Origin of the sequence: Microbispora cellulosiformans (assembly GCF_008728085.1) — a bacterium.
GTDB lineage: Bacteria > Actinomycetota > Actinomycetes > Streptosporangiales > Streptosporangiaceae > Microbispora > Microbispora amethystogenes.
The window spans coordinates 89,936-110,504 of the sequence record NZ_VYTZ01000014.1 but is presented as its reverse complement, the minus strand read 5'-3'; the positions used below and the strand labels follow the sequence as shown (position 1 = coordinate 110,504).

The 20,569-nt window shown below is 69.2% G+C and carries 18 protein-coding genes; 11 read left to right on the top strand and 7 right to left on the bottom strand.

The window, feature by feature from the left end:
- Positions 1-3 precede the first annotated feature (3 nt).
- The 7 genes from F5972_RS29985 to F5972_RS29955 all read right to left on the bottom strand — a co-directional run bounded on the left by F5972_RS29985 (position 4) and on the right by F5972_RS29955 (position 9,471).
- Positions 4-3,366: a pPIWI_RE_Z domain-containing protein gene (locus tag F5972_RS29985; protein WP_150938282.1), complete on the bottom strand. Its 3,363-nt coding sequence runs from the start codon at positions 3,364-3,366 to the stop codon at positions 4-6.
- Positions 3,363-4,499, bottom strand: coding sequence for a pPIWI_RE_Y domain-containing protein (locus F5972_RS29980; RefSeq protein WP_150938280.1), 1,137 nt, complete (start codon positions 4,497-4,499; stop codon positions 3,363-3,365). Before F5972_RS29980 ends, F5972_RS29985 begins: the two co-directional genes overlap by 4 nt.
- Positions 4,500-4,839: 340 nt before the next feature.
- A complete protein-coding gene (locus tag F5972_RS29975; RefSeq protein ID WP_404803087.1) occupies positions 4,840-5,136 on the bottom strand; it encodes a DUF2637 domain-containing protein in 297 nt (98 codons plus the stop codon).
- A gap of 541 nt (positions 5,137-5,677) precedes the next feature.
- Positions 5,678-5,866, bottom strand: a complete 189-nt coding sequence (locus F5972_RS37545; RefSeq protein WP_225312023.1) for a DUF2637 domain-containing protein — start codon at positions 5,864-5,866, stop codon at positions 5,678-5,680.
- 401 nt (positions 5,867-6,267) lie between these two features.
- Positions 6,268-7,008, bottom strand: a complete 741-nt coding sequence (locus F5972_RS29965; RefSeq protein ID WP_191910376.1) for a DeoR/GlpR family DNA-binding transcription regulator — start codon at positions 7,006-7,008, stop codon at positions 6,268-6,270.
- 180 nt (positions 7,009-7,188) lie between these two features.
- The gene (locus F5972_RS39025) at positions 7,189-7,788 is read right to left on the bottom strand and encodes a sugar O-acetyltransferase (RefSeq protein ID WP_150938271.1); all 600 of its coding nucleotides are present in this window, start codon (positions 7,786-7,788) and stop codon (positions 7,189-7,191) included.
- Positions 7,789-7,908: 120 nt separating this feature from the next.
- Positions 7,909-9,471 (bottom strand): APC family permease, encoded by a 1,563-nt coding sequence (locus F5972_RS29955; RefSeq protein ID WP_150938269.1) that lies wholly within the window; start codon positions 9,469-9,471, stop codon positions 7,909-7,911.
- A gap of 320 nt (positions 9,472-9,791) precedes the next feature.
- On the opposite strand from F5972_RS29955, the gene F5972_RS29950 reads away from it, so the two are divergent.
- From F5972_RS29950 to F5972_RS29900, 11 genes are all read left to right on the top strand, one after another.
- Positions 9,792-11,204: an NAD(P)/FAD-dependent oxidoreductase gene (locus tag F5972_RS29950; protein WP_191910375.1), complete on the top strand. Its 1,413-nt coding sequence runs from the start codon at positions 9,792-9,794 to the stop codon at positions 11,202-11,204.
- The gene (locus tag F5972_RS29945) at positions 11,153-11,992 is read left to right on the top strand and encodes an FAD-dependent oxidoreductase (RefSeq protein WP_150938265.1); all 840 of its coding nucleotides are present in this window, start codon (positions 11,153-11,155) and stop codon (positions 11,990-11,992) included. Before F5972_RS29950 ends, F5972_RS29945 begins: the two co-directional genes overlap by 52 nt.
- Entirely contained in the window at positions 11,989-12,219 is a 231-nt protein-coding gene (locus F5972_RS29940; protein ID WP_150938263.1) for a hypothetical protein, read from the top strand. Before F5972_RS29945 ends, F5972_RS29940 begins: the two co-directional genes overlap by 4 nt.
- Before the next feature lie 108 nt (positions 12,220-12,327).
- Entirely contained in the window at positions 12,328-13,038 is a 711-nt protein-coding gene (locus F5972_RS29935; protein ID WP_150938261.1) for a class II aldolase/adducin family protein, read from the top strand.
- Positions 13,035-14,525: a xylulokinase gene (locus F5972_RS29930; RefSeq protein ID WP_150938259.1), complete on the top strand. Its 1,491-nt coding sequence runs from the start codon at positions 13,035-13,037 to the stop codon at positions 14,523-14,525. The genes F5972_RS29935 and F5972_RS29930 overlap by 4 nt, the downstream gene beginning before the upstream one ends.
- A gap of 105 nt (positions 14,526-14,630) precedes the next feature.
- Positions 14,631-16,106: an aldehyde dehydrogenase gene (locus tag F5972_RS29925; protein WP_150938258.1), complete on the top strand. Its 1,476-nt coding sequence runs from the start codon at positions 14,631-14,633 to the stop codon at positions 16,104-16,106.
- Positions 16,107-16,405: 299 nt separating this feature from the next.
- Complete coding sequence (locus F5972_RS29920; protein ID WP_150938256.1) at positions 16,406-17,332, top strand: ABC transporter ATP-binding protein; 927 nt, start codon at positions 16,406-16,408, stop codon at positions 17,330-17,332.
- The gene (locus tag F5972_RS29915) at positions 17,325-18,077 is read left to right on the top strand and encodes an ABC transporter permease (RefSeq protein ID WP_150938254.1); all 753 of its coding nucleotides are present in this window, start codon (positions 17,325-17,327) and stop codon (positions 18,075-18,077) included. The genes F5972_RS29920 and F5972_RS29915 overlap by 8 nt, the downstream gene beginning before the upstream one ends.
- Complete coding sequence (locus F5972_RS29910; protein WP_191910374.1) at positions 18,074-18,832, top strand: ABC transporter permease; 759 nt, start codon at positions 18,074-18,076, stop codon at positions 18,830-18,832. The genes F5972_RS29915 and F5972_RS29910 overlap by 4 nt, the downstream gene beginning before the upstream one ends.
- Positions 18,833-18,842: 10 nt before the next feature.
- The gene (locus tag F5972_RS29905) at positions 18,843-19,946 is read left to right on the top strand and encodes a sensor histidine kinase (RefSeq protein ID WP_150938249.1); all 1,104 of its coding nucleotides are present in this window, start codon (positions 18,843-18,845) and stop codon (positions 19,944-19,946) included.
- The gene (locus tag F5972_RS29900; protein ID WP_150938247.1) at positions 19,943-20,548 is read left to right on the top strand and encodes a response regulator transcription factor; all 606 of its coding nucleotides are present in this window, start codon (positions 19,943-19,945) and stop codon (positions 20,546-20,548) included. The genes F5972_RS29905 and F5972_RS29900 overlap by 4 nt, the downstream gene beginning before the upstream one ends.
- Positions 20,549-20,569 lie beyond the last annotated feature (21 nt).

Genomic DNA, 20,569 nt, shown 5'->3' with positions numbered 1-20,569 from the left:
GGGTCATAGTCCTTCGAGCTGGGCGAGTGCCTCGTGCAGGCAGCCGTAGAGGGTTTCGACAAGGTAGGTGTCGGGGTCAGTGCAACCGTCGACGAAGTAGGGCGACAGAACGTCGCGCAAGCCGATGAGCAGGCTCAGCGAGGCGTCGTCGCTGGTGTTCTCCGAGCGGCGGGCCGCGTTGGGGGCGAAGGCCGCGTCGCAGAAGTAGACCTCGGCGGGCACTCCCCCGCGTACGAGTCGGCCGATCACCTGCCAGATGGTGACCAACTGCGTCCAGGCCAGGGCTTCTCGCTCATGTACCGGGAGGTTGCTGTAGGCGAGCTTGAGGTTGAGCAGCCACCTCCATTGGCGGTGGCCTGCGGAGCGGAATGCGGTGGCGCATCGTCCAAGAGTGGCGCGGTCGGCGGCTTCGACCGCCGGGAACCTGTTGCGAATCTGGTGGGTGGCCCACCGGTTGACGCGCTGGATGACGTAGCTGAGGTCGTCGGGGCGTGGGTGAGGGCGGACGAGGAAGTAGGCGGCCCCGAGGGCGGCCTGGCTGTCGTGGTTGAGGATGTTGTGCCCGCGCTCGACGGCCAGCAGCGGTGCCACGAGGATCCAGGCGGATGTCTGGGCCAGGGTGTGCACGTCTCCGCGTCGCAGGCCGTTGGCGCCGTCCCATGAGTCCGTGAACTCTTCGTCGTCGGCCACCAGGTGTAGGACGTGGTCCTGCCAGCTACTGCGCAGCGAGACGAGGTGCTGGGCGACCATGCGGGCTTCGGCGTAGCTGCCGACCAGCAGCAGCAGTCGTTGCCGGTTCGCCGGTAGGGAGTCCCGATGTTGCTCCAGGATGCTCTTGCCTGCGCCAGGGTTGACCAGCTCGGCGATCATCTGCCGCAAGGCCAGTTCGCGTTTCTCACCGAACTTGCCCGACACCTTGATCGGGGCCGTAGTGTCGCCAGCGAAGAGGGGAAAGAACTCGAAGCGGCTGGCCCGGACCGCGGCCAGTTCCTTCTTCGGGGGCGTCAGGATCGCGGTGACAGGGATGTCAATGTGGTAACGGGCCGAGGTTCCGGCCCAACTGGTGCCCGACAGCAGCAGCACGTTGGGGCCGCGGTCGGAGTCGGTGCGGAACAACTCGTGCAGGTGAAGCAGTATCCAGCGGCCGATGCCACTGCAGCGGAAGAACCGCAGTCGCCCCATCTTGGAGCGCCCCTTGCGCTGGTCGTGGTCTTCGTCGAGGTACTGGAAGCCCAGTACGTTGCCCATCGGCGAGTCCGGGACGACGGGCTGGTAGTCCGCCGGGGCGCGGTGGAACAGCGCGGAGCTGGTGCCTTCCAGGCCCAGCTCCATCTCCACGGCCCGGAACATGTCCATCGCCTGATCCAGGGACTTGGCCAGTACCGCGACCGCGAGGGTGAACTCGAGGCGGACGGCTTGGCGCTCCAGATCGTCGATGGTCAATGCTAAGCCCTGCTCGGCAAGTTCTTTGGCGGTGGCTTCTAGCCAGTCACCGACCCTGCGAAGACGAACGGACTCGTTGGCATCCCGAAGGACCTGTGCGGTGAGAGTGATCATCCGCTCGGTGAGCTCGTCGTCGGTGTCCTTCGCACCGAGCGGGTCGTCAATCACTCCATCAAAGGCACGGCGCAATCTGCGGTAGACCGGGTTGTCCTCCCAGCCTTCGACGGGGCGGTGGCTGTTGCTCTTGGCCGGCCCGAACCCGGCCCACGACTGGGCCAGCTGCTGTGACAGCGTCCACTCGGTGAAGTACGCCTTGTCCAGCCATCGGCGGGACAAGGCCGGTTGTGGTCGCGCGCTGTCACGTGACAGCGCCGAGTACATGATGTCCACCGCGATGTTGGCGTTGTCGAGGTTGACCAGCCAATGCCGCACCAGCGGTTCGTGCATGGGCTCACGCCCGGCCTGACGGATTGTTCTCTTGGTGCGGTCAATGACCTCGTCGAGCCAGGCGTCGTAGTCCTCTCCGATAAGTTGCTGTTCAGGGCTGAACACCGAATCCAACTGGGCCTGAACCTGGTCAGCCTCGTCGACGATGATCAGGTCGCTGCGGCGCCACGCGAGTTCGAGGTAGCGCAGCCGTTCCTCATTGAGCTGCTTGGGCACCGAGGTGTGGATGAGGCTCGCCGTGGTCGCAACCCAGACCGTCGCCTCCACCAGGTCACGCGAGGGCTCATGCCGTTGACAGGTGTGCCACGCCGGACACGACTGGACTTTCAACTTGTCGTCCACGCCGTCACCGGCTTCGGGGATCAGACCCGAGCAGGGTGAGTGCCGCAGCTCCCAGGGCGTCGCGGCGTGGTCGCGCAACCCGTCCAGCGAGCACGCGGTGCTGGTCAAGTCGAACATCCGGCCGCCCACGGGTGTGATACGGCCGTTACGGGGGTTGGTCAACCGGTGCAGGCGCGTCAGGTGTTGGACGCGGTTGGACTGTCCTAGCACGGGAGCCGTGCGTACGCCGAGAGCCTGTAGATGCACGGTCTTACGCAGCACCGATGTCACGTTGTCGGCAATAACGCACACGCGCTTGTTGTTGAGGTGGCACCACAAAAGCAACACTTCCACCAGCGTGCTCTTGCCAGCCCCGACCATGCCGATCATGTGTATGATCCCGGCGATAGTCAGCTCCTTCGACTCGGAGAAGCTGTTATCGGCTTGACGGACTTCGAGGGTCACCCGCGTTAGCCTGTCCACCCAGTTCGACCGCATCTTCTCAGGCCACTTCAGCTCGGCCTCGCGATCGTCGCCCCACTGTGCCGCAGCGACCAGTTCCGACCACTTCAGGTCAATCGGCTCGCGGTCGCGTCGGGCCAGCACATCGTGGCTGCGGCCACGGGGGCGGCTGGGGAACCAGTCCGGGATCGTCACACTGGTCGTCGGCTCGGCCTGGTTGAAATAGCGCCCAGGGCCGGCGGTCGTGATTTTGCTCGCCAGATCCGGAGGTGCGTTGGACAGGACGTCCTCGTAGTAGTCGAAGCGGTCGCCCAGCACGGTAGGTTCACGCTGTGAGGCCGTACCGGCGATCAGGTCCACCTCGTAGCCCCGAATGCTTTCCGGGTAGTCGACGTACTCCTCCAGCGCGGTACGCCAGTCCTCACGGTCTTTGAACCACAACACCAGGTGCCGGGCCACGCCGATCATGGATTCGTGTTCGGCGGGGATGGGTGTGCGGCCAGCGTTCAGAAAGGGGTATCCGCCCAGCAAGGCCCACACATCGAGGATCGATTGGTCCGGCGCGACCCGCTGGACCAGGTACAGCACCAGCTCAATATCGATCAGCCGCAGGACTGCTCGCCCTTCCGGGGCATCCGATTCCCGCCGCAGGGTCCTGGCGAAGTCCTTCTTCCACGTGCTGCTGTCCCTCACGCCTGCGCCTTCCGGAACTCGCGGATCACCCGCTCGATGAACGTCTTCTCCGACACCGCCTCAACGCGGGACTGCCCCTTCAACCACGTGCAGTGGTTTCGCAAAGCCCGCAGGTACTCGGGGCGACCCGCCGTCTGCTCCTTCGCGATCACGATGAAGCCACGTTCCGCGCCACGCGGGATCATGAAGGGGCGCTCGGTCAACCGCCACGCCAGCCGAACCGGATTCGTCCACGACTTGACGTCGGCCGCCCACGGCACCTCCACCGGCAGGACGTCGCAGGCGTCGAAGTCGGGCCACAACCGCGCGGTGACTCCCGCGCGCTCCAGCGCCTTGGCGATCCGTAGCTCCGCACGTCCAGGGCCGGACACGAACGTTCGCAGCTCGCGGCTCAGCCACACCACACCCTCCGAGGCGGGCAGGCGCTTCCTGATGGTCGTAGGCGCTGGGCAGTCCCACTCACCGCACCGGCGGGCACTGTCAACCTGCACGGTCCACAGGTGTCCGCAACCTCCACACACCACCGCCTCGCCATCGACCAGCGCTTCCGCGGGCGCGGAGCGGTAGGCGTTACGCAGGTGGTGAGCGAGTACCGCGTAGCCGGGTTTGGCCATTGTGACCAGCAGATCCCGCTCCGACATGGCCGGCTTCTCCACCAACAGCTGCCGAAAGCGCACGTACGCGTCAGGATCATCGTTCGCCTTGCACACGTCCAGTACGCCGTGGATCAGCAGGCGTTCGCGGATCTCGCCCTCGACGTCTCCACTCACCACCGCCCACTCCAAGCACGCCTTGCTGGGCTTGCCGTCCACCAGAAGCGACTCGTCGTCGTTCAGACCCTCCACGTCGGGACGGAAGGGCCACTCCGAGAACGGACGATGCGCCCACGCTGCCAAGTCCATGACGCTGCGTGGTACTTCCGCCTCGGCCACGACGCCCATCGCCGTCAACCGGTCGAGGCCGCGCTGCAAGGCCGACGGATACGGAACTGGGAAGGTCCCCTGCCGGTCCAGTTTCTGCGACAGTTCGACAAATCCGCTGGCCACAAGGCTCATCGCCACCGTGTTCCACTCTGTAGGCCACGGCCGGGCCAGCTCTGTCGTTCGCTCAGTCGATGACGTGCGTTGCGCCATGCGCGGCAGCATAGACCTCGGCACCGACAAAAACAGGCTTCCGGACAGCCGTCATCCACAAAAGCGGCAACCTTCGACTTTTGAGCATCAGCAGGGCATTCCTCGTTACCCTTAAGCGACGCTGCTAGCCGACCACAGGTGACGGAATGTGAGCAATCGTCCATGTAACTTGCGGAGACCGCCAGACGATCTTCAGGCAGCGAGTCTGGCGCAACATGGGTGGGCTCGGGCTGTCCTTCCTATTTATGCACATCGGTCTATACCTGACGCAAGTCGGTAAAGAAGTGGGAGCGTCTATAACAAAATCTTTTACGTAACTACACCGGCCGCGCCGGTTCTGTCAGGAATCTTCGGACTTGGCGGCCGACGCAGACCCAGCCTGAGCGCAGCAGCTCTGAAGCCTTGCCCACTCTAGCAACGGCTCATAATTCGGAAGCGATCCACGACAGCGGCCCGCCGCTCCTGCCGTACCGGCCGCCAACAGCAGCGACATCGACGCCGCGATGATCGTGCCATCCACTGACAGCGGAATCAGCGCCGCCGCCCAGTCGCCCTCTCCATACTTCCGCACCAACTCGTGCATATGGTGGTAGGAGACGATGGCGGCAACCAGGAGCACGCTCAACGTGGCGGTGATACGAATCCATCACTCTGCCTGAAACACGGACCGCACCCGCTCACCTTCCCTGACCAGGAAGAACGAGCACTGCAGAATCGCCTGCGGATCCCATGCTTTTGATCCAACGGCCCCGTCTAGCGCTGCGAGAGAACTGCATGGCTATGGTCTTACCCGATGGCAGGACGCCATCCGGACGGCGATTGGCCTGAGCCCACTGCCATGCCATCCGATGCGGGTTCTGTACCCGATCTCCTGCTTCCTCCTCATCTCCGTCCGACGAGTTCGGCGGTTCAGCAACCGGGGATGGCAGCGCAGGTGCCACCTGACGATTCTGCCGAGTCCTCTCCGCTACGGCACAGGTCCTGCCTGATCTGACCCAAGAGCATCTCGTACGCGCCGATCAAGGCGAAAGATGGCCAGGCCGCGACGATACGAGCGATCAACGAGGGATCGGCGACGGCGACGTTGGCGCCAAGGCTCGCCAGGCTGCCGACGATCGGAAGGATCCAGGGCAGCACTCCCCCACGGCTGCCATACGGCTGGCGAGCAGGATCGACATCTACGAGGCCACGATCATGCCGTCCACCGCCAACGGCACGAGGGCCGCTCCCAGCTCACTTTCGCCCTGCCGCAACGCCAGCTCATGTATCTGTCGGTACGAGACGACCGCGGCGATCACGGCCAGCAGGTTCACGGATGCGGTTGTCGTCCATCGAATGCAGGCATCCACCCGGGAGCAGGGACTCATCGCGCCCCGCCTCCCTTGGCCACCTCGGCGCGGGCTTCGACGACGAGACGGCCCGAGGAAACCGCAGGTGAGAGCGCCGTAGATTTGCGTCGTGCCTGGCCGGGGGCACATAGCCCATCGAAGTGTGGGGATGAGCGGCCACTTGCCAACGTGTCCGCGCACAGATGACAGCGATCCAGCCGCCGCCTGCCGTCCCTCGCCCTCACCTCTGCCGCCCAGCACATCACGTGCCCCGCCCAGGCTGCCTGGCGAAGACGTACGTCCGCTTGCAGGTCCAGGCGGAGCTCCGGGGTCGGCGATTCCCCCATGCGGTGTCGTGGCTGATGAAGAGGAGCGCAAAGCCAGTCGAGGCCTGCAGATCCCGGACCAGTTTCTTGATCCGCGCCTCGCTGGTGATGTCGTCAGACGACGATCACTTCGAGGCCGGTGTCTCTCAACCGGGCGACTTCCGTGGGGTCGGCGCCGTCGTCGGTCACGAGCACGTCGATGTCCTCAATAGGGGCGATGGGAGTGAAGCCGCGGCGCCCGACCTTGCTGGAGTCGGCGACGACGACCTTTCGGGTGGCCCGTCGCACGATTGTCGCGCCGACCTCGGCCACGAGCTGGTGCGGTGTGGTCAGGCCCCCGTCGGCGCTCAGGCCGTCGCACCCGAGGACGGCGACGTCGGCGCTGACCCCCTCGAACGCGGCCACCGCCTGGGGGCCGACGAAGGCCATGTAGGCGGGCAGGTACAGGCCGCCGACGGCCACCAGGTGAGGATCGCCCCAGGCGCTGACGTCGTCGATGATCGGCAGGGAGTTGGTGACCACGGTCAGGGACGTCTGCGCGGATGCGTCCAGGCTTGCGGCGACCCGGGCAACCGTGGACCCGGAGTAGAAGAAGACCACCGAGGCGTGGTCGAGGAGGGTGGCGGCTCGACGGGCGATCTTGAACTTGGCCTCGGCGTTGCGCTGGGCGGCCTCGGCGTACTGCCGGGAGGTCGGGGTGTGCGCGGGGCGGCCGGCGCCGCCGCGAACCCTGGTGATCAGCCCCTCGGCGACCATGGCGCTCAGGTCGCGCCGCACCGACATCTCGGTGAGGCCAAACTCGTCGGCGAGCTCCTTCACGCTGACGAACTCCTTGCCGTCGAGGAGCTCGAGCACGCGCGCACGGCGTTCACGCGTACGCAGTCGGGGAGGGCTGAGCTCGGACTCACGTACGGAAGAGGACTGGGTCACCACACCGCCCATGTTCGCATCCTGTTCGGTTCATGCACAACACAACACCGGGGTGTGCGTTCGCACAGTTGGGCTCGACGTACGCCATGGAACTGTCGAGCGTGCCTAAAGGACGTCGGGGCGCCAGCCGGTGGCGTCCTGCTCGGTGATCTCGCGCAGGATCCGGGCGGGGTTGCCGGCGGCTATGACGCGTGCGGGGACGTCCCGGGTCACGACGGCCCCGGAGCCGACGATCGCGCCGTCGCCGATGGTCACGCCGGGGTTGACGGTGACCCCGCCTCCTATCCACACGCCGTCGCCGATCGTCACGGGTTTGGCGTAGCAGGCTCCGGCGACGCGCTCGGCCGGATCGATGGCGTGGTTGGAGGTGTAGATGCTCACGCGCGGTCCGAGCAGGACGTTGTCGCCGATCGTGATCCGTGCGCCGTCGAGCATGACGGCGTCGAAGTTGGCGTAGAAGCCGGCGCCGACGCTGATGTTGTAGCCGAACTCGCACCGGAAGGTGGGCTCGAAGTGGGCGCCGGGACCGACGTTGTCGAGCAGGTCACGCAGGAGGGCCTCGCGGTGGGCCTGGGGAGCGCCGAAGCTGTCGTTGTAGGCGTTGGCGAGCAGCACGGCCCGCTGGCGGGCGGCGACCAGTTCGTCGGTCAGGTCGTTGTACATCCGCCCGGTGAGGATGTGGGCGCGCTGTGCCTCGAGGCTCACGGTTGTCTCCTGCGGCGTTCGGTCTTCGTGTCGGTGCACGATGTGGGGTGGTGCGCGGGTGCCTGCGCGACCGGCTTCGAGCCAGGCCGCGCAGGCGCGGGGTCAGGCGCTCGTTGAGGATCAAGTGTTGCGGACGCCGGCCACCGACGCTGACGGGGCCTCTCCCGCGGTGAGCATGACCTGCATGCGGTCGTAGCGTTCGCGCGAGCTTCGGCGAAGCCACAGTGCGTACCCACTCCCGAGCAAGCCGAAGAGGATCAGCAGGCCGATCAGGATCCAGGTGAGAACCTGGGAGGCGCCCAGCAGGAGGTCGAGGCTGGACAACGCCAGGACGAGGATGCTCCCGAGGCCCGCGATGGCGAGCAGCGGAGCGAGGACGGTGTGCCAGCGCCGCTTGTCGACGTCGTTGCGGCGGAAGAAGACGAAGATGGCCACGCCGGCCAGGATCTGCGCCGTGACGATGCCGATGGTCCCGATGCCGGCGAGCCAGGTGAACAGGGTCGTGTAGGGGTCCAGGCCCGCGATGGCGAAGCCGGCGACCACGGCCGCGGCGCTGATGGTCTGAACGGTGGCGGCGACGTGAGGGGTCTTCTGGACCTTGCGGGTGTGGCCGAGACGGTTCCAGACCAGGCCCTGGCGGCCCAGCGCGTACAGGTAGCGCGAGAGGTTGTTGTGGAAGGTGACGATCGCGGCGAACAGGGCGGTGATGATCAGGACCTGGAAGGTGTGCGCGATCCAGCCGCCGAGCACGGTGTCCGCGACGAAGAAGATCAGGTTGCCGGACTCCTTCTGGGCCACGGCCTGGGCGTCGTCGACGCCGATGGCGTTGATGACCAGGTAGGAGGTCAGCGCGTAGACGCAGGCCATGAAGACGACGGCGAAGTAGGTGGCGCGGGGGATCGTGCGCCGGGGGTTCCTGGCCTCCTCGGCATAGATGGCCGATCCTTCGAACCCGATGAACGTCGTGTGGGCGAGCATGACGGACACCCCGACACCGGCGGCGAAGACGGTGGGAATGGAGAACGGGGTGAGGCTGAAGCCCTCACTCGCGGCGGCGGTGTCGGAGCTGAACACGATCCCGGCGCCCAGGGTCAGGAGCATGGTGCACTCGAGGGTGATGAGCACGCCCAGGATGACGCCGCCGGCGTGGACGCCTTGTAGTCCCAGTGCGAGGCAGGCGAGCATCGCGACGATCGCGCACACCCACCAGGGCACGTCGAGGCCTGCCGCGTCGTGCAGCAGTGAGGACAGGTAGTAGCCGAAGCCGCCGTACAGGGAGAACTGGATGCAGCTGTAGGCGAAGACGGTCACCGCGGCCGACCCGAGGCCGACGACGCGGCCCAGGCCGAGGGTGGTGTAGGCGTACAGGGCGCCGGCGTTGGTCACGTGCCGGCTCATGGCCAGGTAGCCCACCGCGAACAGCAGCAGGATGCCCGCGGCGATGATGAACGCGCCGGGGGTGCCGGCGCCGTTGCCGAGGCCGATCATGATCGGCACGAGGCCGACCACGCCGGTCAGGGGCGAGGCCGCGGCGATGATGTAGAAGGCGATCGCCGGCGCGCCGAGCGAGTTGGGCTTGAGCCCGTGATCGCCCGAGTGCGTCTTGCCTCCATCGGTGAGGGCGGATGAGGAGCCGGGGCCCGGTGCGGCCTGGGGTGAGTCCTGATGGGGCTGCGTCTGCATCGATGTGCCCACTTTCTTCTTGCGGCACGGCACGTGGGGCGTGCGGGCCGCCGAACGGTCCGAGGCACCCAGATCTCAAGGGCAGGGCAGGCCCCGCTGCCCGGCCCTTGACGCCTCGTTGTATTGCGGAGCATCGAACATCGTTCTGGTTCACATGTCAACACTTGCCTGTTTTTTGCGATAGTGAGTAATGTTCGAAACGAACTTCAGATCCACCACTTCGAACAGAATTTGATCGTAGGTGGTGGGTCCGGCCGCGGGTCGCGGATCCCGCGGCGATGACGCCGCCCGGCGTCGTTCTCGAGACGGAGGTGAGGCCGATGACCACTACGCGCTACGACGTGGTGGTGGTCGGTGGCGGCGTCCTCGGCACAGCCGTGGCCGAGCGGCTGGCGCGCACCAGCGCAAGCGTATGTCTGCTCGAGGCCGAGGGTGACGTCGGGGAACACGCGAGCAAGGGCAACGCCGGGGTGGCGGTGTCGTACTACGGTGGCCCGGGCACGCTTGAGACCGACCTGATCAACGCCTCCAACCCCTTCTGGGAGGAGCTGTGCGAGCGCCTGGACGTGCCCTACCGGCGCATCGGCGGTTTGATGGTGGCCCTGAGCGAGCGCGAGGCCGAGCGGCTGGAGCACACCAGGGCTGAGGCGGCCGCGTGCGGTGTGCGGGTGCGGATCCTCGGCGCCGGCGAGGTACGCGTGGCAGAGCCGTTGGTGACCCCCGACGCGGTCGCCGGCCTGTCCCTGCCGGACGAGGGCATCATCGACCCGATGCGCCTGACGGCGGCGTTCGCCAGTCTGGCCGCCGTCAACGGTGCGGTGATCCGGCTGCGCGAGCGGGTCGAGGCGATCGAGCACGAGGACGACGGCACCAGCACGGTGATCACCGGCGCCGGACGCTACCGCGCACGGTTCGTCGTCAACGCCGCGGGCGTCGGCGCGGGCGCCGTGTCGCGGATGGCCGGTGGTGAGCCGCTGGTGACCTGGCCGCGCAAGGGGCAGTATGTCGTGGTCGACAGGGCCTTCGCCGGCGCCCTGCGCCAGATCGTGTTCTGCACCCACCTTCCCGACACCAAGGGCATCAACGTCGTGCCGACCACGCACGGTTCGGCGCTGCTGGGCCCGACGGCCACCGACATCACCGACCCGGACGACCGGGCCACCGATGCCGAGACGATCGCCCGGGTCCTCGCCGAGGCGGCTCGGCTGGTGCCCGCTGTGGCCGAGGCGTACGCGATCAAGACCTTCGCCGCCAACCGCCCGGCCGGCGACGAGCCGTACCGCCTGCGTGTGGACGCGCACGTGCCGAACCTGGTGCACGTCACCGACCGCTCGGCAGGGGTGAGCATCTCCCCGGCCGCGGCGCAGTACACCCTCGATCTGCTCCAGGCCGCCGGCCTGGACGCGGTCGAGCGGCCCGACGCACAGACCGCGCTACCGCGAGTCCCACGCCTGCGCACCGCGCCCGAGCCCGAGCGGCTCACGGAGGTCGACCCGCTGTACGGGCAGGTCGTCTGCGCGTGCGAGCACGTCAGCGCCGCCGAGATCGAGGCGGCGCTGAGCGCGCCGGTCCCGGCGACGTCCATCGACGGTGTGCGCAAGCGCACCGGCGCCGGCTACGGGCGTTGCCAGGGCTCGCTGTGCCTGGCCGGCATCTCGTTCCTCACGGCGATGGCGACCGGATGCGGGCCGGACACCGTGCGCCACACCGTGCGCGGGACGGTGGGGTCGTGAGCCGCCTGCTGGTCGTCGGCGCCGGCCCGAGCGGCCTGGGCTGCGCCACCGAGCTCGCTCGAAGTGGTGGACACGACGTACTGCTGATCGACCGGGTCCCGGTCGCCGGGGGCGAGTCCGGGTGGGACGAGCCCGAGGTGCGCGATCTGGTCCGCGCCGCGACCGACACCGGTGTCGGGTTCCGGTTCGGGGCCGCGGCCGCAGTCTGGACCGACCGGCGTCTGCTGCTGACCGCACCGGGCGAGATCCGGTGGGTCGAGGGCGACCACCTGTTCTACGCGGGAGGACTCCGCCCCGCCACCGCTTCCGACCTGAACATCGTCGGTGAACGGCCCGCGGGAGTGCTGCCCGCGACCGTGGCCGACCACCTGCTGAGCACCGGCGTGCGACTGTGGAAGCGCGCCGTGGTCGTGGGCGACGGGCCGTGGGCGCCGCACATCGCGGAGCGGATCCGCGGGGCCGGCGGCCACGTGGCCGCGGTCGGCGCCGGATCGCCCACGTGGGCCGACCAGGTGGTCGCGGGAGGAACGGGACTGGAGGTCCTCGGGCGCGAGCGCGTGCACACGCTGCGCGTCGTCGACGGGACCCGGGTCAGGGACCTGGTGTGTGACGTGGTCATCCTCGCCGCCGGGCCCTTGCCGAACCGCAACGTCGACGGCGCGCTGGCCGAAGGGGCCCCGCATGTCACGTTCGTCCAGCCCCTCGACGCCCGGGGAATCGCACCTCGCGCCCAGGCCGGGCGCGCCATCGCCGCCCACTGGTCCCGTACGAACGGAGGAAACCCGTGAAAGTCAGCTCCCCGATCGGCGAGCTGCCCTTCGAGCCGCGCAGCCTGCGCGTGCGGGACGGCGGCATTCAGATGGAAGGCGTCATGGGTGCCTGGCCCGCCAAGGTGGAGATCGACGCCGACGACATCCCCGGCCTGCTGCGGCTCGTCCTGCGCCCGGGTGTCCTGGGCGTTCTGATCCGGATCGCGTTCGCCCAGGCCCGGCGCGCCCTCTTCCGCCGTCGCTGATCACCCCGCCTCGCGGAGCTTCGCGTTCCCGGACGCGCGCCCCGGCCGTTCGCGAGTCCGCTCCCTGCAGTTCCCGACCCATGACTCGACTACGAGAAAGAAGACCCGATGAGCACCAAGTGGCTCGACACCCGTCAGAAGGTCGTCGCCTACGCCCGCAAACTCCAGGCCGAGCGCCTGGTCTACTCCACCGCGGGCAACATCAGCCTCCGCGTCCCTGGGGAGCCCGGGCTGCTCGCGGTGACGCCGACCTCCACCCAGTACGACTTCCTGGAGCCGGAGGACATCGCCATCATCGACCTTGACGGCAACGTCGTCGACGGCCGGCGCGCCCCCACGTCCGAGACGCCGATGCACACCCTCATCTGCAAGCGCCGCCCCGAGGTCGGTGCGATCGTGCACACCCACGGCAAGGCCGTCATGACGATGGCGAACCTGGGCTGGACCCTCCCGCCGATCCTCACCGGCCTGGTCGAGGCCACCGGTGGCCCGGTCTACACCTCCCCCTACTCTCAGCCCGAGACCGACCAGATGGCCGACTTCACCGCTGAGGCGCTGGAGGACCGCGGCGCGACGTTCATGCGCTTCCACGGGCTCATCGCCATCGGTGCGGACCTCGAGCACGCGTTCCACACCGCCTCGGTCGTGGAGGGCGCGTGCGAGGTGTTCCTGACCATCAAGCAGCTGGGCGTCGACGTCGAGGAGCTGCCGCAGGAGCAGGTCGACTGGATCGCCTCGTACTGGCGCGCCCAGTTCCCCGGCGCGCCCGAGCCGCTCCCGGCTCCCGAGCCCAAGCCCTATCCGGGTCTCGTGCGATGACGTACCTCATCGGCGCGGACGTCGGGTCGTCCGCGCTCAAGGCCGCCCTCGTGCACCCCGAGCAGGGCGTCGTGGCGATCTCCGAGCAGACCTACCCGATGCACCGCCCTCACCCTGACTGGGCGGAGAACGACGCCGACGACTGGTACCGGGCGCTGGCTCGCGCGATCCCCGAGGTCCTGTCGTCCGCCGGTGTCAGCGCGCGGGAGGTGAGCGCGCTGTGCCTGGTGGGGCAGCGTGACATCGCCGTCCTCCTGGACGAGGCCGGGCGGGTGCTGGCTCCGGTGATCCACTGGACCGACCGCCGCGACCCCGAGGAGACCTCGGCGCTGTACGACGGCCTGGGACGCGAAACCCTGATCGAGCGTTCGGGCACTCTGCCGATTCCCGGACTGGTGCTGGCGAACCTGACGTGGACCCGGCGGCACCAGCCGGAGGTCTGGCGCCGGGTCCGTCACGCGTTGCAGCCGAAGGACTACCTGGCCTACCGGCTCACCGGCGACGTCGCGACCGACCCGACGGGTCCGACCCGGTCGGTCCTCAACGACTGGCGGACGGGGACGTGGAGTCCTGAGCTGTGCGCCGCCGCCGGGATCCCGCGCGAGATCCTGCCCGACGTGCGCTACGCGCCGTGGGAGCCGCGCGGCGAGCTGGGCGGCGCCGCACACGAGATCGGGCTCCTACCCGGAACGGTGCTCGTCGCGGGTGGGGGTGACGACCCGGCGGCCGCGCTCGGGTCCGGTGTGATCGACCCGGGCGACGTGTCGATCGGCACCGGCAGCTCGATGAGCTGGCGTGCCGTGGACTCCCGGCCGCGATTCGACCCGACGGGCATCGTGGGGCTCATGCCGCACGTGGTGCCGGACCGGTACCTGCACGAGATGGTCGCCGTCGGCTCGGGCACCACCCTGCGGTGGCTGCGCTCGACCTTCGGCGGAGCGCTGGACTACGCCGAGCTCATCGCCGGCGCCCGCGAGATCGCGCGGGGCAGCGACGGACTGCTGTGCTTCCCCTACGTGGAGGGAGCCACCGTCCCCGTCCAGGACGACCAGGTGCGCGCCGCCTACCACGGCATCTCCGGTCACCACCGGCTGCCGCACTTCGTACGGGCGACGCTCGAGGGCATCGCCTATCAGTACCCGGCGCTGCTGGACGTGCTGCGCGATCGTGGCCTGCGGGTGGACACCATGACCATCTCCGACGGCGAAGCGCGGTCGAGCGAGTGGAACCAGATCAAGGCCGACGTGCTGGGTCAGCCGCTGGTGCCCGCGCTGCGGGTCGAGGCGCCGTCGATCGGCGCCGCGATCCTGGCCGGCCTGGGAACCGGTGCCTTCTCCTCGGCGCGCGAGGGTGTGGACCAGGTGGTCGAGGTCGCTCCCCGGGTCGAGCCCGGCGTGCAGGGCACGGATCGGTACCGGGAGCTGCGCCGCCAGTGGGAGGAGGTTCGTGCTGACGTGTTCCCCCGTTTCAGGCTCCTGGTCTCCTGATCCGGTCACCTCCCGGTGCGGCGGCGGGCCCTCGTGTACGCCACCGCGTCGGCCGCGTCCTCCGGCCCACCTCTCGCGTCATCTTCTCCCCAGAAAGGCAGTGTCGTGACACTCTCCCTGCCCGCCACTGTGCGGACCCAGGCGTACATCGACGGCGCGTTCGTCGACGCCGGCGACGGTGGCACCTTCGTCTCCGTCGCGCCCTCGACCGGCCGGCCCCTGATCACGGTCGCCTCCTGCACGCCTGACGACGTCGACAAGGCGGTCGCGGCCGCACGCGCCGCGTTCGACGCCGGCACCTGGAGCCAGGCGGCGCCCGAGCAGCGCAAGCAGGTCCTGACCCGGCTCGCCGAGCTGATCGAGGCCAACGCGGAAGAACTCGCACAGATCGAGTCGGCCGACGCGGGCAAGCCGATCAGCGAGTGCCGGCAGTTCGACATCCCCGACGTGGTGACGACGCTGCGGTTCTACGCCGAGGCGGTGGACAAGGTCTTCGGCAAGGTGTCCGCCACCGGGCCCGAGCACCTGGGCCTTGTCGTACGCGAGCCGATCGGCGTCGTGGGCGCGGTCCTCCCCTGGAACTTCCCCGCCGCGATGCTCGCGTGGAAGATCGCCCCAGCCCTCGCCGCGGGAAACTCGGTGGTCGTCAAGCCACCGGAGCTGGCGTCCCTGACGACGCTGCGCATCGCCGAACTGGCCACCGAGGCCGGTCTGCCGGACGGCGTGTTCAACGTCGTCCCCGGCATGGGGCCCGTGGCGGGCAGGGCCATCGGCCTGCACCCCGACGTCGACATGGTGACGTTCACCGGGTCCACCGCGGTCGGCCGGCAGTTCCTGCGCTACTCGGCCGACTCCAACCTCAAGGAGATCGTGCTCGAGTGCGGCGGCAAGAGCCCGCAGATCGTCATGGCCGACAACGCTGACCGCATCGAGCAGGTGGCTGCGGATCTGGCCGACGCCGCCTTCTGGAACTCCGGGCAGAACTGCTCGGCCGGCTCCCGGATCCTGGCCGACAACACCATCAAGGACCGGTTCGTCGCCGCACTCGCCCGTGAGGCGCAGTCGCGTGTCGTCGGGGATCCGGCCGACGAGTCCACCCAGCTCGGCCCTCTCATCGAGGAGGCCGCACTCGAACGGGTCCTGCGCTACATCGAGGGCGCGAAGGCCGACGGGGCAACAGTTGTGACCGGCGGCACGCGGCTGCTGACCGAGACGGGCGGCTGGTACGTCGCGCCCACCGTGGTGGACGACGTACGCCCCGGCATGGCGGTGGCTCGCGAGGAGATCTTCGGGCCGGTCGTCGCCGTCCTCGGGTTCGACACTCTCGAAGAGGCGATCTCGCTGGCCAACGACTCCGATTACGGGCTTGCCGCCACCGTGTGGTCGCGCGACGTGGACACCGCGATCCGCATCGCCAGGGGCGTGCGGGCCGGCACCGTCGCGGTCAACGGCTACTCCGAGGGGAACATCACCACACCTTTCGGCGGATACCGTACGTCCGGTTTCGGCGGCCGCGACAACGGCATCGAGGCCTTCGAGCAGTACACCGAGCTCAAGACGATCTGGTTCACCATCCGCTGAGCACCGCGCCGGCACGACGAACGCGCGAAAGCCCGTGGGCCCCCGCTGAGGGCGTGCGGGACCATCCGGCACCTCGGTCTGAGCGATCAGCCGCCGGAAGTGGCGGGGGCCTGGCCGAACGGGATCGGTCTGTCCGGCCTCCACCCGCTGCCGAGAACGGGCAGCGACCACCTGCCGATCACCGCCCAAATCCGCCTCTGACCGGTACGGCACGTCATCCCAGGGTCAGGTGACAGGCTGCTCGCGAAGATGTGAATTGCTCACTGTTTCCGCCGCCGCGCCTGGCCGAGGATCGAGACGTGGCAGCGATTCAGGTGAACCACCTCAGCAAGAGCTACGGCAGTTTCCAGGCGGTCGACGACATCTCGTTCGAGGTCGAGGCGGGCACGGTCTTCGCCCTGCTCGGCCGCAACGGCGCGGGCAAGACCACGACGATGGAGCTGCTCACCGGGTTCCAGAGGCCGGACGCCGGTTCGGTCAGGGTGCTGGGCCTCGACCCGCTCAGGGACCGCGCCCAGGTGCGCGGCAACGTCGGCATCATGCTGCAGGAGGCCGGGTTCTTCCCCGACCTGACGGCCGGGCAGACGGTCGAGATCTGGCGTGACTTCACCCCCGCCGCGCGGCCAGCGAGCGAGGCGCTGGAGCTGGCGGGCCTGACGGCGAAGGCGAAGACGAAGGTGCGGCAGCTGTCCGGTGGCGAGAAACGCCGCCTGGACCTGGCGCTGGCCCTGCTGGGCCGGCCCGATGTGCTGTTCCTGGACGAGCCGACGACCGGCATGGACCCCGAGGCCCGCCGCGACGTTTGGGAGGTCGTCCGCGACCTCGCCGCCCGGGGGACGACCGTGCTGCTGACCACCCACTATCTGGAGGAGGCCCAGCAGCTCGCGACGAACCTGGCCATCATGGACCGGGGTCGGATCGTCGTCGGCGGCGACATGGCCGAGACGCTGGCCGCGCGGGTGGGGCGGGTCTCGTTCGAGCTGCCGTCCGTGGTCCAGCCCGGGGAGCTGCCGCTGCTCGCGACCGTGCGGGGCAAGGTCGCCGTGGTCCAGGCCGCCGATCCCGACCTGGCCGCCCAGACGCTGCTGGGCTGGGCGAGCGCACGCGGCCTGCGCCTGCGCGGCCTGGAGGTCCGTACGGCCTCCCTGGAAGACCTGTTCCTGGAACTGGCCCACAACGGCGAAACAGCCCAGAACAGCACGACCACCCGTGACGGCCGTGCGTGACGTGTTGGCCGTCGCGCGGCTGGGCGGGCGGCTGTTCTGGCGCGACGGGCGGGCCGTCGGCGGCGTCGCGGTGCTCGGCGTCTGCCTGGGCGCGGGCCTGCCGTTGCTGGTCGCCGCCTCGCTCAGGAGCCGCGACGTGGAGGTGGTGCTCGGCCTGCATCTCGGGATGCTCGCCGTGCTCCTGACCATCGTCGCGACCACCCAGACGGCCGTGACGCTGTCGGCGAGGCGAGAGTCGCTGGTTCTCAAGCGGCTGCGCGCCTCGGGCCTACGCGGGCGGGCCATGGTCGGCGGTGAGCTGGTCAACATCGTGACGCAGGCCGCTCTCCTGTCGGCCCTCGTCTCGGTGATCCTCTACACCTTCACCTATCTGCCGCCGCCCGAGCTGCCGCTGCTGTTCGCGGCGTGCGTCGTCGTGGTGGCCGGGGTGCTGGCGCTGATCGGCGTCGTCTTCTCGATCGTGACCCGCCGTCCCGACCTGAACGCCCCCGCCACGATCCCGTTCCTGCTGGCCGGTGCGCTCGGGGCGGGAGCGTACGGGCCGTTCGTCACCGGCCTCCTCCCCGGCTGGGTCCGGTGGGCACTCGACCTGCTGCCGACCGGGGCGATGGTCGAGATCGCCGGGCTCGCCTACAGGGGCGGCGAGCCCGCGACGCTGACCGGGCCCGTCCTGAACCTGACCGTCTGGGCCCTGCTCGCCCTGGTCGCCGTCCGCTTCCTCTTCCGATGGGACCCACGCCGATGAGCCTCACGGCCACCTACAAGCTGAGCGCCCGGCTGTTCTGGCGCGACAGGGGCATGCTGCCCGCCTCCGTGATCACCCCGCTGGGCCTCGCGATCGGGATGCCGACGCTGATGCGCAACGTCCAGGCCGACGGTGTCACGGCCGCGGCGCAGATGTTCGTGGGGACGCTCGCGCTCATCCTGTCGGGGACGGCGTTCCTGAACATCACCGTCGCCCTGACCATGCGCCGCGACCAGCTCCTGCTCAAACGGCTGCGCGCCACCCGGCTCACCGACCGGCAGATCCTCCTCGGCGAGGTCGCGAGCACCGCCACGCAGACGGTCATCGTCATGGTCATCTCAGTTGTGGCCGTACACCTGCTGGCCGATGTGCCGCTGCCACGGAATCCGGTGCTGTTCGCGGTGTTCGCGGTCGCGGGGGCGGCGGTGATGGCGACGCTGGGGGTGGCGTGGACGGCCGCGATCCCGCGCGGGGAGCTCGCGGCGCCCATGACGCTGCCGTTCTTCTTCCTGGCCGGCCTCGCGTCCGGGGCGATGGGCTCGATCGTCGACCTGCTGCCTTCCTGGCTGCATCCGGTCTTCGCGGCCCTGCCCACCAGCGCGGTCGTGGACGCCGTCCGCGCCTCCTACGGACCGGGCACGCTCGGCTCCGACCTGTCGGCGGCGGCCGTACCGGCTCTGGTTCTGGCGGTGTGGGCGGGGGTCGCGCTGCTCTCGATCAGGAGGTGGTTCCGGTGGGAGACCAGAAAGTCATAATTGGCCGACCATGACCTCCATCTCCGCACGACGGCTCGGAATCGCGCTGATCGTCCTCGTCTCCGTCGGCTACACGATCATCCCCCTCGTGGCCTCCCTCGCGACCGCCCCCGCGTCGCTGAACGCCCGGCTGCTCGCGGGGCTGGCCGCTTTCTACCTGCCGCACTTCCTCCACGTACGGCAGGCCTTCGCGGGCACCCGACCCCGGTGGCTGCCCGCGACGCTGGCGGTGCAGGGGGTCGCCACCTACCTGCCGGAGGTCCTCGGGTTTACCGGCTGGTCGGCCGGGACCGCGCCGCTCCTGGCCGGGCCGGTGCTCCTGCTGCTCCCGCTGCGCTGGGGCGGGGTCCTGGTGACGACGATGGCGGCGGCGGAGTACTGGTGGCTCCAGGGCATCTTCCACAACATGACCGGCTCGTACTTCTACGCCCTCACCATCGTCATCACCGGCGCCATGATCTACGTCGTCGTACGGCTGACCCGGGTCACCGCCGAGCTGGAGCAGGCGCGGGCCGACCTGGCGGAGGCGGCGGTGCTGAAGGAGCGGTTGCGGATCTCCCGCGACCTGCACGACGGGCTCGGCCACAGCCTCACCTCGATCGTGTTGAAGGGCGACCTGGCCGCCCGGCTCGTGGACCGCGATCTCCCCGCCGCGAAGGCCGAGGTCGGCGCCCTCGTCCAGGTGGCGCGGGAGGCCGCGCAGGAGGTGCGTCAGGTGGCTCGCGGCTACCGGCGGATGACGCTCACCGACGAGGTGCACCGGGCCGCGGCCCTGCTGGAGTCGTCCGGGATCGGTTGCCAGGTCAACCTCGCCGAGATCGCCCCGTCCCGCGAGCAGGACGAGGCGCTCGCCTGGGCCGTACGCGAGGGGATCACGAACATCCTGCGGCACACCCGCGCCACCACCTGTTCGATCGCCACCTCGAACCACGCGGGACGCATCCACCTGGAGATCGTCAACAACGGCCTCCCACCCGACGATGCGCGGACCACCGGGCCTCTCGGCGGCGGGCTGGTCGGGCTGGTGGAGCGGGCCGCGCAGATTGGCGGCACGGTCGAGGCCGGGCCCACGTCCGAGGGCGGCTTCCGGCTGACGATGGAGGTGCCCACGTGATCCGCGTCCTCCTCGCCGAGGACATGCACATGATCCGGGCCGCGCTCACCGCCCTGCTGCGCCTGGAGCCCGACCTGGAGGTGGTGGCCGAGGTGACGCGCGGGGACGAGATCGTCCCCGCCGCGCTGCGGGTGCGGCCGGACGTGGCGATCGTCGACATCGACCTGCCCGTGCTGGACGGCATCACCGCCGCCGCGCGGCTGCGGGAGGTGCTCCCCTCCTGCCGCGTCCTGGTGCTGACCGCGATGGGCCGGCCGGGCCAGGTACGGCGGGCCCTGTCGGCGGGCATCGAGGCGTTCCTGGTCAAGGACGCCCCCGGCGACCGCCTGGCCGACGCGATCAGGCGTACGGCCGCCGGACTGCGGGTGCTGGACGCGGAGCTGGTGGCCTCGGCGATGGAGTACGGGGAGAGCCCTCTCACCCCACGCGAGGCCACGGTCCTGCGCGAAGCCGCCCGCGGCGCCTCGGCCGAGGAGATCGCCGCCCGGCTGCACCTGTCGGCAGGCACCGTACGCAACTATCTCACCGGTGCGATCACCAAGGCCGGCGCCCGCAACAAGATCGACGCGGTGCGCATCGCCGAGGACGCGGGCTGGCTGTGACCCCGGTGGCGACACCGCGCG